The sequence below is a fragment of the Paenibacillus tabacirhizosphaerae genome, from assembly GCF_040812395.1.
Lineage (GTDB): Bacteria > Bacillota > Bacilli > Paenibacillales > NBRC-103111 > Paenibacillus_E.
In genome coordinates, this window is sequence record NZ_JBFNXH010000004.1 from 392,990 (window position 1) to 406,125 (window position 13,136).

Genomic DNA, 13,136 nt, shown 5'->3' on the forward strand with positions numbered 1-13,136 from the left:
AATATAGTGACAAGTTTTGTCACAATTATATTATACACTATGAATAAGCCGGATCGCCGGGAGTGATCACGGTAGAAAACGATTAAAAGAGGAAAAGGAGAACAACATATGAGTAGAGAACAGCGTAAGAATTTGGATAAAATGCTGCGGCGTTCCGAGTCCACCAAGCCGCAAAGCGTAGAGGAGATGCGCGCGAACTTCGCTGCCCTGATGGCAACGATGAAGGTACCTGAAGGCATTCGAACCACGCCGACGACCCTGGGTAATCGGCCCGGTGTGACCTTTGACCCCGAACAGGATGCCCGCCCAGGAATCATTCTCTATTTCCATGGCGGCTCGTATATTATGGGTTCCCCCTACACTGCCATGTCCGTTACCGCGAATCTAGTGAACAAAACCCATATCCGGTCCGTTTCACTCGATTATCGACTGGCTCCGGAACATCCGTTTCCTGCGGCTCTTGACGATGCTCTCGCCGCCTATCGTGAGCTTCTGGACAACGGAGTTGAGGCGGCGTCTATTGCGTTTGCTGGTGAATCTGCCGGCGGCGGTATTGCTGTCTCGGCTTGCCTGATGGCACGAGACGCAGGTCTGCCGATGCCAGCAGCAGTAGTGGCGTTCTCGCCGGGGGTGGATAAGACGCGCTCCGGAGCAAGTATGGATAGCAAAATGGGGATCGACCCATTCTTCACCCGTGAGGGCTTTACATTGACGGATACGATGTACCTTGCTGGACAGGATCCGAATCATGAACTCGTGAGCCCCGCCAGGTTCGCCGATCTTACCGGATTCCCACCACTCCTGCTACAGGTTGGAACGAACGAGCTACTCCTTGACGACTCCACGCAGTTAGCCGACCGTGCACGGGCAGCAGGCGTGGATGTAATCCTTGACGTTACTGCCGACGTCCCGCATGTTTTCCAGGCGTTCACTGGTATTCTCGATGAAGCCGATCAAGCCCTGGACCGTGCTGCGTTCTTCATCACACAGCATCTCAGTTGAACATTTGATCCTATCGAATACGAGTGTTGAAATCGTATAATAGGAGAGCCCTCATATTCAGATGGCTCTCCTTATTAACTTGCTGGTTCTTTTTCGTTATCTTATCAGGTCGAAGTTCATTGGTTTGCTCCACGCATGAACTCGGATTAACATTTGCGTCATTTATGATACGGTTCAGCATAACGGGTCTATCGGCGAAAATGCGAAAAGGAGCTGTCGTGGCAGCTCCCTTTTCACTTCGAAGCTGATTCGTTAATTTGTATAGCGAAGCACCTCTTCGGCGGCTTGCTTGGCGCTGGCCATGCCCGCATCTGCTAGTCGTCCCTCTGCTCCTACCCAATCGCCGGCGACATATAGACCCGGAACCTCCGGAACGACCGGACCAGGAGCCGGACCTGCCCCATTGTGGTGTATGGTATGTGAATCGTAGCCCACGAGAACATTAGGAGAAAAACGCATGGAAACAACTTCCTTCTCCCAGCCCGGCTCCAGTAGATCCATAAGATCGATCAGCGCCTTCTCGTCCGCTTGTGCATCTCTCAAATTATCGTTATCGTTATACCGCATTGCATGTAGTACGAGTGCGCCGTTATCGCTTAGGGTGACAGGCCCCGAATGCTTTGAGAAGTAGAGAGGTTCATCTAACCCGAGCGCAAACACTCGCTCCGGGTACGGAAATTGTTTCAAAGCCACATCCAAGCATGCGGCATAGAGAGGCCGAGATTCTTCTTTCCATCTGCCGATCGATAGCCGATCCGCTCCCGGCAAGAGCCGGCAAAGCTCCTGCGGCCCCGTTGCCGCGATGACGGCGGACGCCTTGATCTCCGTACCGTCCGATAACTGGACGCCGCATACGCGTTCGTTCTTGACCTGAATTTGCCGGACACCATTACCCGTAACGAAGGAAGCTCCTGCCTGAGCCGCCGCATCGCGCAAACTGTCAACGACGATCTGCCAGCCTCCCTCTACATACCGGACACCTTTGCCAGCGAGCTGGCCTTGCCGGATCGCGAATCCAGCGCTCATCACGTTCATCCCGTCGCAGTAAGTCCACTGTCGGCACATGGCGAGGAAGAGGAGACGAACCCGCTCGTGAAAAATGTTGTCGTCTACCCACTTTCGCAGGTTGACCGATAGGATCGACTCGGTATCAATTTGGCCGATACCGCTCATCAGGGCGCCCCACTCCCGGGACTCTTCCGGGGTAAGATCGTTCGGCACCTCTACGATTTTTCCCTGCAAGATCCCGATCATGCTGCCCTTGAACGCGTAACCTCCATTGGGCAGGCAGCCGAGCTCGCTTAAGATGCGAAGCGCGGCTCCTCCTTCATACATCGCATGGGGACCCAGGTTAAATAGCGCGCCATTCATCTTTGCCGTTTGGGCAAGACCACCCAGTCTGCTTTCTTTTTCAAAAACGATTACGGATTTCCCTGCCCTCGCCAAATAAACGGCAGCCGTCAGTCCGGTAAGTCCCCCGCCCACCACGGCGGTGTCATAAACCTTCTTTTCCAATGTCATACGAATCATCCTCTCCCTAGTAAAATATCCGTCAGTACATACTGACATTCCAGATTGGCTTCGTACGTCTCCTTCGTGACTCCGTCGACTCCCGTTTCTTTACCGGTCTCCATCGCTCTGTGACTTTCCCTAAATGCTTGCGCATCGATGAAATGTCCGATCGATGTGAACCGTAGCTTCGGGTCGGCTTTTGCCTTCTCTGCTATTCTTGCTAATTTCATTTCCATTTTTTTCTCCACCTCGGGGTGTGGTAAATGTGTCCTTACCAAGATCGATTTGTGTCGCCTGCCTTTCCTCCACCAGCATTACACCGACTTCACGGGTACTATGCGGCGATCCGACTCCCTGACTACCGTTTGGCATTCTCACGTTTTACGGCTTGTTTGCCATACTCCCGCAGTTTTTCCTAAAGAGTACTTTACTTTCAGAAGAGTATCAGGGTCTCCCGAGTTGCTGAGTAACCATTGGTATACATGCCTGGCTCTTCGACCCCGGGGAAGCTCCCTCAGTCTGGCCTGTTTCGTCTGAGGGGGTGTTGTCTTCCGAGTAGTAAAGCTCGTCGACCTTCCCATTATCCTAAATTTCGAGGCTCAATCACTTTCAGGCCTGCATCCTGACTGTCTACGCTTAAACGACACTGTTACCATTGTCGCTCCAAGACTCGCTATTGGTGGCGTGGCCCTCGCCTTTCCAAGCAGGGTTTACACTACTAAACTACTCAACCTATGCTCGGTCGCTCTCACAGCTTAGGTCTGATCGGCAAAACGCCACCAGGCGAGTGTGCCGACGATGCCAATTACGCCGGTTGCATAAGGAAGAATAAAGCTTACAGACTCCAAATTCACGTTTTCATCTCCGGCAGCGCCGCTGAACAATCCCGGAATCGCCCATGGGAAGTAATCCGCTATTCCTATTGCCCCGGAAAGTTGGGCGGCCACGATCGTTAATAAAACAAATCCAAGCGAGTTAAGATAGCCGCGGCCCACGCTGGCACTCCATGCTACAGGCATGGACAAACAGATGACCATGTAAGCAGTCACAATGAATCTGCCCAAACAATACACAACGACTTGACCAACCATTCCGTCCATCTGAACGAACCATGCCGTGAAACAACCGAATCCGAAAGTGAGTAAAGCGAGTATGGTACACCACACAGCGGCAATGATTAACTTGGCGGCAGCAATCTTCGAACGGGAGATCGGCAACGCCAGCAAATCTTTGGCTGTACGGTCGGAATACTCTCGGCCGAAAACCCAACTGAATACGAAGCCGAATCCGATCAGTCCTCCCATCGAGACTACGATCCCAAGCTGATCAAGATATGCGCGCAAATCAGATTTCCCTTCAAACGCCGAATTGTCGCCAACCAAGCCTGACATGATCAATCCGAGCAGAACAGGCAACAAGCAGGAAACTATCAAGGAAACCCAAATGATTCTGGAACGTCGAATTTTCAAGCTTTCCGCCCACATTGCGTTCAATATGTTCATGCTTACGCATCCCCTTTATTCCCGATCGTTCTTAGAAAATAGGTTTCGAGATCCTCTTCCTCAACCTTTAATAGGATAGGCGGCAAATCGTTATTTACCAACAACCTGGCAATGGTGTCCGGGCTTGCAATTGCTTCTCCGCTTGTAATGACCAAAGCCCCTTCTTCCGATAACCGCACTGGATAACCTGCCTCCATCAGCTTTAATCTTGCGGTTTCCGAATCGCGGGTATTCACGACAAGACGTTTTTGGAGAACGTGCTGCAATTGACTGACATCCGATTCCTGCACAAGCTTTCCTTGATGGATGATCCCAATCCGCGTTGCCAGTTTGGTTACCTCCCCCAAAAGATGGCTTGACAGAAAGATCGTTACACCATGCCGGGCGGCAAGATCACGAAGCAGTTCCCGGATTTCGACAATTCCCGCCGGATCCAATCCGTTTGTCGGTTCATCCAGGATTAAAACCTCCGGTTCATGAAGCATCGCCTTAGCGAGCCCCAGCCGTTGCGCATTCCCAAGCGATAAGGATTTCGCTTTTTGATCCCGATACGGCGTGAGATGCAGTTTTTCCATTACCCCATCAATCGCGCGGGACTTTGTGAATTGTCGCAACCGTCGAACGATCTCCAGATTTTCATATACCGTCAATTCAGGATATGAGTAGGGTGTTTCCACCATATAACCTACTCTGGCCCACACATCGAGGCTGCCGTCTGTCACCTGCTTGCCCATCAAATAAGAGGCCCCGGAATCGGGCCGGATCATCCCCAGCAGCATACGGATGGTCGTCGTTTTTCCGGCTCCGTTGAGACCAAGAAATCCGTAGATTTCGCCTTTCCTTACATGAAGCGAGATTCCGTTTACTACACTGGTCTTGTTGAAGCTTTTGGTCAACTGATGGGTTTGGATCACAGCTTCCATTGTCCGTTTCCTCCCTTAGTGGTCAATTAAAGCGGGAAGCCATCGGATTCCTCGACAAATCCTTGCTTCCCAGTTTCAAAGCAGAAAGAAGAATCAGGGCCCCACAGGCTGCCGTAATTGCGGCTGCGATCGTTAGCATCAAGGGAAAATCCGCATGTCCGTTAAAGAACAGGATACTTTTAAAGCCTTCCGAGCCGAATCGGATCGGAATCCATGAGTAAATTCCGTACCGGTAAAACCCGGCCAGAAACTCGGGGGGCGTGCTGATGAGAGGGACGCCGAACAACCATACCAGTATAAGAAGTGGCCAACCTTTGAATCCAAGCCAGTTCAGGACATTGCTCTGGATCAGGAAAAACATGAATGCGATGAGCATGATAAAAGGGACTAATACGCTATAGTTAACAACATGCAATCCCATCAACCCTCTGGTGATCAATAGCGTTGAGCAACCTTGGAGAACTGCAATAATCGCTCCGCCCGCCAATTGCATGGATAAAAACCCTTTCGCCGTTTGATTCTCGCGATGAAGGGACAACCACATCATCAAGGAACCGATCAAGCTGCCCATCCAGAGCAGCACCGTTAACATCGTCGGCAATTGAGCATCCGCCGCGCTATCCGCAGAATTGATTTTCTTAATGTCCAACTCGATCGTCCGATCTAACGCTTTGACTTGCGAAACGGTAAGCTGTCCCCCCGATTTCTCCATGTTTGAAAGGAGCTCTTCTTTGATTTTTACGGACAAGCCTTTTACCATTTCGGCCATAACCGTTTCCGCCATTTTTGCTCCACTAGAATTTTGCCCTTCATTCACCGTAGCTTTAAGATTCGGTAAAATCGGCTGATTGGTATTTAGAGATAGCATCGACTGCGAAAAGTTGTCAGGTATGACCATGCCGCCATAAAGCGCTTTATGATCCATTTCTTGTTTCATTTCTTCTTCTGTTGCGAAGGTGGTCCACTTGACTTCCTTCGCCGCTTGTTGCGTCAGTTGATTTTGAACCGTGCTCCCGTAGTTGAGCCCGGATGCACCTAAATCGTGATTCACGATTCCTATCGGCAGGCCGCTCACCTTCATGCTGACGCTTGGACCGAAACTGGCATACGACATTAGAAGATGTATGACAAGTATCAATACCAATACTCCGAAAAACTTTCTGCTTAACAAAAAAACTTTCATTTTGCTTTCCTCCTCTTTTTAAACTAACCAGTTAGTTATAATTGGGCAAAAGTTAAGCCGCCCGATTACAGCAATGACGGCTTCATGATTCCGTGAATTACGAATTTCACGATTTGTTCGATGATCTGCTCCTGCTGTTGCGGAGAATCCATTTGTCCGGGCAAATCCCTGAATCGGGAAAAAGAGTGAAGTGTAGCCGTGACCACATTCATGATCAAGATCGGAAACATAACAGGATCGAAATCTGCCCGAAGTATCCCATTGTGTTTTGCGGCGTTCGCCAGTTCATAAAACTGGGAAATATCGTCCGGACGGTAGGTGATTTGATTCCATGTTTTCCATTCTTCCGCGGCTTCCCAAAAAAGAATTTTCCGATACCGGGGATGCTGGAGCAAAAACTCATACATTGTCCGGATAGTTGTCGCCATGAAATCCTTAAATTTCTCCGGGTTGGACGTTACTGACTTATCTTTCAAAAATTCTGCAACAGCTTGGCCCGCCACTAGATCGCCTACCTGGTCTGCCCGTTTGACCACTTCGGTATAAAGCCCGAGCTTATCACCGAAGTATTGATAGATTAAGCTTTTGTTATACCCCGACGCCTTGGCGATCGCATCGATCCGTGCCGCTGAATAGCCAAGCTCGGCGAACGCCTCTTCTGCGGCATCAAGTATGATCTCTCTCGTTCGGGCGGCGTCGTAAGTTCGGGAACGCTTCTTTATTTCTGTCGACATATATTTTCACCACCAATTATAACTAACTGGTTAGATTTTATTTGATTTATTGAGCAATGTCAAGAGTGTGAAGCCTCGGCCTTTAGTTAGCTGTGGTGATAATTATGTTTATTGAGCCTAGGGGGATGTCTGAATCTGGCTTTTCACTTCACTGAGCACCCTCTGGTAGTTAAATACCCAATGGTGGACTCCCCCGGTCCGTTTTTTTCCTAATCATATAGAAATAAAAATTGCATCTTATGGTTTTTTAAACTCGCTATTAATTTCACTTTCTGCTTCGCCCTACTTGTGATACGGTTCAGCGTATCCTCTATAGAGCGAAATTTAAAGGGCGCCAAGAACGTGATGCCCTTACTTCATCTGGCAACTTAAGAAGCCTATCCAAGATTTAATGATCCTGAACAAGCTTCTTTACTTTTAACTCAAACCACGCTTATTTATGCGATCTTCCATTATCGGAGTTAATATGACTTTAATTTTAGATATTAAAAAAATCCCTAAAACAATTATACCAGTAATAATTGTTTTAAGGATTTTTCGTTTCCTTTAATCTAGAGATAGCTGTTACCCTATTTTCCAGACGACCTTTCGGAAGGGTCTTTCATATGAAAGCAATTTTATCACGACACAATAATCAAGTCAATAAAAATATCTTAGGGTTCCACTTTATAGTTTTTGATCAACTTAAGTAGAACATACATTATTTCCCCAAATTCTTGATGATCCTCATAATAATACTTCTTCAACCTACATCTTTTAATGAGACTCACTAATTCTTTTTTACGTTCAATTCTTGGAATCTTTCCTTTAACATAATAATCATGTAAATACAGTAAGGCACTAATGTCATGTACTTTAAGATTTCTTAACTTATTGTTAGTAATTGAATCACTTATGTTACAATTTTGAGTTAAATAATTTCGAACCTGTAATTTAATATGCTTGTCTCCAGATATTAAAAATTGATTCGGTCCTACAACATTAAAAATAATGGGTCTACTATGTGCAGATGAATCTCTAATATTTTTCGAATCAAATAATAGGCTATTCGCTAAGCTTAACTCTCTATATTTATATTTCTTTTTTTGGACATAGAATTTAATAAAGGAACATAATTGACCGTAAGACATTAATTCAATAAGTACCCAAATGGAAGGTTTATTCTTTCTTTTAACAATTAAATCGTAGCTATAATCTCTTTTAGACTTATATGATTCCAATAACTTGTCATCTATAGTTTTATACTTTTTCATTCTATCTTCAATTTCTTTAAGTGATAGTGACGATCCTTTTTCTACAAGTTTTTGTCTATAACCTTCTAACTCAAATGATTTATACTCATCAATAATTTTAAAACCATCTTCATCACTCTCAGTTATCAAGCGAATAATTAAAGATTTTATATTATGCTCGATATCTAGAGATAACTTTAAGAATAAGTACCTAAAATGCATGTCTATTGTAGCTAGGTCATTTAAAATGGAAAAATCAACATTTTTGTATTTATTATCTTTATCTTTTTTAAAGTTTTTTCTAAAAGCAGTAACTTTATAATAATAAGTTCTATCCATTAATATTTCTTTAGCTAATGACTCATTATAGGAATTAAAAGTAATACCCTTGAATTTTAAATACTCGATCTGCTCTTCTACTGATAACTTCTCTTTTAATTTCACCTTTTCCAATAAATTCACAATACAGTCTCTACTCACAACCGGTAATGCTTCTACCGTAGCTGCAACTTCATCTTTTGCCTCTATTTCTTTAAGTAGACTTAAAGATTGTTTAAATTGCATTAAATCCTCTCTTGATGCTCTTTTCATTAAACGTACTCACCTACCTACTAAATGACAATGTGTTAATGTCAATTATATCATGTATTACCTGCCATCAATGAGCTAAATCTAACTCTTTGTTACGAAACCTGTTTAATAAACAACCTGCATTACTTTTTATAAAAATTTCGCCCTACTTGTGATACGGTTCAGCATATCATCTCTTAAGGCGAAAAAAGAGGCTGATCCTTTAAAGGATCAGACTCATCATTTGCCTAACGACTTCTGCCGCGGATGGCAAACCAAATATTTCTAATTGACCATTACAAATGCGATAAAAGACCTTGTATAGGTCGGACTTTCCTATTCATATAGTGATCAGTACCATCCTTAAATCGACAAGCATCTTATTTATGATGACTTGGCGACCTGGAATATGCACCGAATAATCCTGACATCTAGCATATTCCTCAATAGTTTATTAGTTATTTGATTGATTAAAATCGCTGGAAAATATTTGATTTGCAGTAAGATCTTCAAACTATTTACTTGTAAATTCGAATTTCGCTGCTATATATTTTGCTGTATTTTCAATATAGGGAAAAACTGTGCTATCATTAATATTCAATACATCAAGTTCATCTAAAATCTCTTTTTTGTTTCTAATAGTTATCCTCTGTACTGCGATGTCCTCGGTCCCATTTTCATCCATAACTGCTTCATGACCAAAAAGTAAAAATGCTCCTGACTGAGAATATATCCTACTATTTGTTCTTTTGCTTTTAATACATAAAATATCTTGTAAATCTGCTGGTACTATTCTTGGTTGGAAAAATGGCTTTTCTTCCATAATATAATGAAGTAATCTTCCAACAACTTGTTGTTTGTTAAATTTTTCTATGTCACTATCAAACACAATATTCTCTTTGTCCCGTTTGGACAACTTCGCCAGATTTGAAATACAACTTGCTTTATCAGAATCGAAGTACTTAATATGACTCTTTTTTACTTTAAAAATAATAACTTCTCCTTCAATATTCATTTTATCAATTGACGAACATGCAAAATACAAAGCAATAAGTGGGTTGGATGTTATATCTAACAGCCGAGTGGGTAACGAATAATGTTGCATTCTTACTAATTTATCTAAAGTACTTGAATCCGTTGAGAAATCAGAAGAGTTTGATAAGATCATCTCATTAAACATCACATTTTCATTATCAAGGAATTTATAGTTCCCTGATTTATCTTTCCTAAAAAGAGATGGTACAAGTTTATATTCTATTTTATCTGAATGCCCTCTATAAAAAATATTATTATCTTTGTTATTACCTAAATTAAAAATCGCTTCAATATATGACTTTACTGATGTTACCTCTAAAGAATCAATTTCTGATGGTTTAGGTAACTCAACTTTCTCATTAATTACTTCAAAATTAATAAGTTTCGCATCACTCAACCTTATTAATAGGTCTTCATCTTTAATTGCCCAGTGCGTTCTGTTAATCTCCCACCCCCTAATATCTAATAATAATGAAATATTTTCTAATTCCACAGATGGAATTGGTGGTATTTTTTCATCAAATGAATATTCAATCAAGTACGTTTTTCCTCTATCAGATATCTTTTTTAGATAACCAACTTTTGAAATCCCTTCAAAACCTTCATAAGTGAATAAACAAGGAAATTCTTTAATTGCATCAAATTGCTCTTGTTTGGCATTCTTAAAAACATCACTGATGTCCATATTTGTATACTCTAGAAATCTACTTTTTTCGATGCTATAGTAAAGTTTTTCCCAGCCTTCATCCTCGCCAGTAATAAAAAGATTATACATTTTATCGCTCCTATTTTGTTTGTTGAACCGTCTTTCAGATGACGTTACTGTATTCACGAACCCGTAGGGTTGTCTGCCTGATGCTACTTCCTCGATTTATCTTCGGGCAGGCCTAGGAGCCGTAGGCTCCTACAAAGGAGGAAGGTGGAAATAGAAAGTCAGATAAACGAGAACAATACTGGGACGGTATCCGCGGCGGTAGTGAAGGGTATTTTAGGGGAGTTTGTAAACTGTTCGATAAGTTGAGTAGTGAGCAACGGAAGCAACTTGTACATACTGTGATTAAGCGCATTACGGTAACAGAGGATAGAAAAATCGATATGATTGAATTGAAGTTTGATGAATACATAAATCAATAAACCTTTGGTGAGTGGTTGCGATAATATTAGCTTTCTGCACTCACTGAAATCGTATTTTCAGGGCCCCCTTTTGGGTACCCTTGAAAAGGAGTTCTGGGAATCGAGGCTTGGCGGAGGAAATCCACGATTTGCTACGGCGTGGAACGACAAGCTACACTTGTTGTATAAGAAAATAGGATGGCCATTTATATTGACCACCCTGTTTTATTCACTGAATTGGACCTTATCGAAAGAAGCTACAATGGTATTAGGATTATGAAACAAAAATTCTTTTTCTTTCCGCTTTCTGTTTGCTGAGTATTGAAGTTGGTATATTCTTGTCGGTACGTCGTTATACATCTCAGCAATATTTTCATTATAATCATAAGTAGTTATCCACTTACTATCAATAATATCTTTAATTGCATGGGATAGTTCCTCATGGTCTTCATGGTTATAAAAATTAGTATATAGATTCTTTCCCTGCTTGTAATAGGGTGGGTCAAAGAAGACAAAAAGTTGCTCTGGAGGATGCATAGGTAAGATATTATTAATAAAATATACTGCATCATGGTTATAGAGACTAATTCTCTCTCTCAAAGCTGAAATACGTCTAACTTTATTTATTAAGTCTACTTTATTGAACCTGCAATCTAAAGAATAATCACCTTCGTCGTTCCTACTAATAGGCCCTCCCTTTATTATACCAGACCGATTTGTCCGATTCAAAAAGAAAGTGGCAAAGCCTACTTCCAAGATACTATGATTTCCCTGGTTATTATAGATTTCCTTTTGTCTTTCCCACTCGTCAATATCTATCGGAGTATTTTCAACTAACTCAATAAATACATCTGTGTCATGAAGAATACTGTGCCAAAAATTATATATTGCAGTATCAAAATCATTAATGATGATTGAGTCTACGTTCTCTTTCAAAAGCAACTCAACTGCTAGCCCTGCCCCACCAGCAAAGGGCTCGACGTAAATTGGACGTGTAATATTGTTTTGTTCTATAGTGTTTCTTACGAATTTATAAAGCTGTGTTTTCCCCCCGGGATAACGAAGTGGAGAAAGTGTAGTTGGCAATTGAGGTCCCTCCTTATAAATCCATCACTCCAATTACACTCTAGATGTTCTTAAGTACAATATCTCATCTAAGCACTTTAATATTGTAGATACCTTCTTCCATGCATCAAGTAACTCAAGATAATCAGGTACCTGTGTTTGGGAATGGATATAGAAATTAATAATTCTAGTTGCTGCCGTATTATTTTTATCGGTAAATGTAATCTCTAGCAGCTCAATTTCTTCACCGAACTCTGGATAATATTCTTTAAGATGTATCTTGATACTACTGAACAAGAGCTCCTTTAATGTCTGGGAACGCTTTGTTCTTTCTCTAGGAACACCTTTCATTCTTTTATCCCTATTTTCATCTTTTACAAAGTGGTCTATATATTCATGGGTAAATGTTTCTAGCAAGGAACGTATCAAGTACATAGAGCTCATTCTATGTTCTTTATAAGGAATACCTTTTAATTCTTTAATTAAAGCGTTGATTCGCGCATTATTCCGATACTTATTATTAAAAGGGTATGCTCCTGTAAGGTTAATATATTTTACTACATCAGTAGCAGAGCGTCCTCCCTTTCCACCCGTTGGTGCTTGTCCCGCGGATATTGAAGGCTGGCTTGTAATATTGAGTTCGTCTGCATCTTCTCCGGAACCTTCTACAGAGACACCGGGTCCCACTGTATCTTCTCCAGAACCTTCTACAGAGACACTGGGTCCCACTGTATCTTCTCCGGAACCTTCTACAGAGACACTGGGTCCCACTGTATCTTCTCCGGAACCTTCTACAGAGACACTGGGTCCCACTGTATCTTCTCCGGAACCTTCTACAGAGACACTGGGTCCCACTGTATCTTCTCCGGAACCTTCTACAGAGACACTGGGTCCCACTGTATCTTCTCCGGAACCTTCTACAGAGACACCGGGTCCAACTGTATCTTCTCCGGAACCTTCTACAGAGACACCGGGTCCCACTGTATCTTCTCCAGAACCTTCTACAGAGACACTGGGTCCCACTGTATCTTCTCCGGAACCTTCTACAGAGACACTGGGTCCCACTGTATCTTCTCCGGAACCTTCTACAGAGACACTGGGTCCCACTGTATCTTCTCCGGAACCTTCTACAGAGACACTGGGTCCCACTGTATCTTCTCCGGAACCTTCTACAGAGACACTGGGTCCCACTGTATCTTCTCCGGAACCTTCTACAGAGACACTGGGTCCCACTGTATCTTCTCCGGAACCTTCTACAGAGACAC

At 43.1% G+C, this 13,136-nt stretch carries 10 protein-coding genes and 1 pseudogene; 1 reads left to right on the forward strand and 10 read right to left on the reverse strand.

All coding sequences use genetic code 11. The annotated features are described in order from the left end of the window. Positions 1-108 precede the first annotated feature (108 nt). Positions 109-1,002 carry an alpha/beta hydrolase gene (locus ABRS97_RS10340; RefSeq protein ID WP_367813492.1) on the forward strand — a complete coding sequence of 298 codons (894 nt, stop codon included), beginning with the start codon at positions 109-111 and terminating at the stop codon, positions 1,000-1,002. A gap of 252 nt (positions 1,003-1,254) precedes the next feature. Here ABRS97_RS10340 and ABRS97_RS10345 read toward each other — a convergent pair whose 3' ends face one another. The 10 genes and pseudogenes from ABRS97_RS10345 to ABRS97_RS10390 form a co-directional block, all read right to left on the reverse strand. Continuing rightward, complete coding sequence (locus tag ABRS97_RS10345; protein ID WP_367813494.1) at positions 1,255-2,523, reverse strand: phytoene desaturase family protein; 1,269 nt, start codon at positions 2,521-2,523, stop codon at positions 1,255-1,257. Between the two features lie 5 nt (positions 2,524-2,528). Then, a complete protein-coding gene (locus ABRS97_RS10350) occupies positions 2,529-2,750 on the reverse strand; it encodes a hypothetical protein (protein ID WP_367813496.1) in 222 nt (73 codons plus the stop codon). 519 nt (positions 2,751-3,269) lie between these two features. Continuing rightward, a complete protein-coding gene (locus ABRS97_RS10355; RefSeq protein WP_367813498.1) occupies positions 3,270-4,016 on the reverse strand; it encodes an ABC transporter permease in 747 nt (248 codons plus the stop codon). A gap of 2 nt (positions 4,017-4,018) precedes the next feature. Next, positions 4,019-4,939, reverse strand: a complete 921-nt coding sequence (locus ABRS97_RS10360) for an ABC transporter ATP-binding protein (protein ID WP_367813499.1) — start codon at positions 4,937-4,939, stop codon at positions 4,019-4,021. A 22-nt stretch (positions 4,940-4,961) separates the two neighbouring features. Next, positions 4,962-6,122 carry a YhgE/Pip domain-containing protein gene (locus ABRS97_RS10365; RefSeq protein ID WP_367813501.1) on the reverse strand — a complete coding sequence of 387 codons (1,161 nt, stop codon included), beginning with the start codon at positions 6,120-6,122 and terminating at the stop codon, positions 4,962-4,964. 65 nt (positions 6,123-6,187) lie between these two features. Next, the gene (locus ABRS97_RS10370) at positions 6,188-6,856 is read right to left on the reverse strand and encodes a TetR/AcrR family transcriptional regulator (RefSeq protein WP_367813503.1); all 669 of its coding nucleotides are present in this window, start codon (positions 6,854-6,856) and stop codon (positions 6,188-6,190) included. Positions 6,857-7,509: 653 nt separating this feature from the next. Continuing rightward, positions 7,510-8,679, reverse strand: a complete 1,170-nt coding sequence (locus tag ABRS97_RS10375) for an Abi family protein (RefSeq protein ID WP_367813505.1) — start codon at positions 8,677-8,679, stop codon at positions 7,510-7,512. A 493-nt stretch (positions 8,680-9,172) separates the two neighbouring features. After that, complete coding sequence (locus ABRS97_RS10380; protein ID WP_367813506.1) at positions 9,173-10,468, reverse strand: FRG domain-containing protein; 1,296 nt, start codon at positions 10,466-10,468, stop codon at positions 9,173-9,175. 563 nt (positions 10,469-11,031) lie between these two features. Beyond that, positions 11,032-11,892: a DNA adenine methylase gene (locus ABRS97_RS10385; protein WP_367813508.1), complete on the reverse strand. Its 861-nt coding sequence runs from the start codon at positions 11,890-11,892 to the stop codon at positions 11,032-11,034. A 33-nt stretch (positions 11,893-11,925) separates the two neighbouring features. Continuing rightward, positions 11,926-13,136, reverse strand: a pseudogene (locus ABRS97_RS10390) (hypothetical protein); the annotation flags it as partial.

Excerpts from the sequence above, each read along its gene's own strand:
- ABRS97_RS10340 (WP_367813492.1), top strand. The coding sequence starts at position 109 with ATGAGTAGAGAACAGCGTAAGAATTTGGATAAAATGCTGCGGCGTTCC.
- ABRS97_RS10345 (WP_367813494.1), bottom strand. The coding sequence starts at position 2,523 with ATGACATTGGAAAAGAAGGTTTATGACACCGCCGTGGTGGGCGGGGGA.
- ABRS97_RS10350 (WP_367813496.1), bottom strand. The coding sequence starts at position 2,750 with ATGGAAATGAAATTAGCAAGAATAGCAGAGAAGGCAAAAGCCGACCCG.
- ABRS97_RS10355 (WP_367813498.1), bottom strand. The coding sequence starts at position 4,016 with ATGAACATATTGAACGCAATGTGGGCGGAAAGCTTGAAAATTCGACGT.
- ABRS97_RS10360 (WP_367813499.1), bottom strand. The coding sequence starts at position 4,939 with ATGGAAGCTGTGATCCAAACCCATCAGTTGACCAAAAGCTTCAACAAG.
- ABRS97_RS10365 (WP_367813501.1), bottom strand. The coding sequence starts at position 6,122 with ATGAAAGTTTTTTTGTTAAGCAGAAAGTTTTTCGGAGTATTGGTATTG.
- ABRS97_RS10370 (WP_367813503.1), bottom strand. The coding sequence starts at position 6,856 with ATGTCGACAGAAATAAAGAAGCGTTCCCGAACTTACGACGCCGCCCGA.
- ABRS97_RS10375 (WP_367813505.1), bottom strand. The coding sequence starts at position 8,679 with ATGAAAAGAGCATCAAGAGAGGATTTAATGCAATTTAAACAATCTTTA.
- ABRS97_RS10380 (WP_367813506.1), bottom strand. The coding sequence starts at position 10,468 with ATGTATAATCTTTTTATTACTGGCGAGGATGAAGGCTGGGAAAAACTT.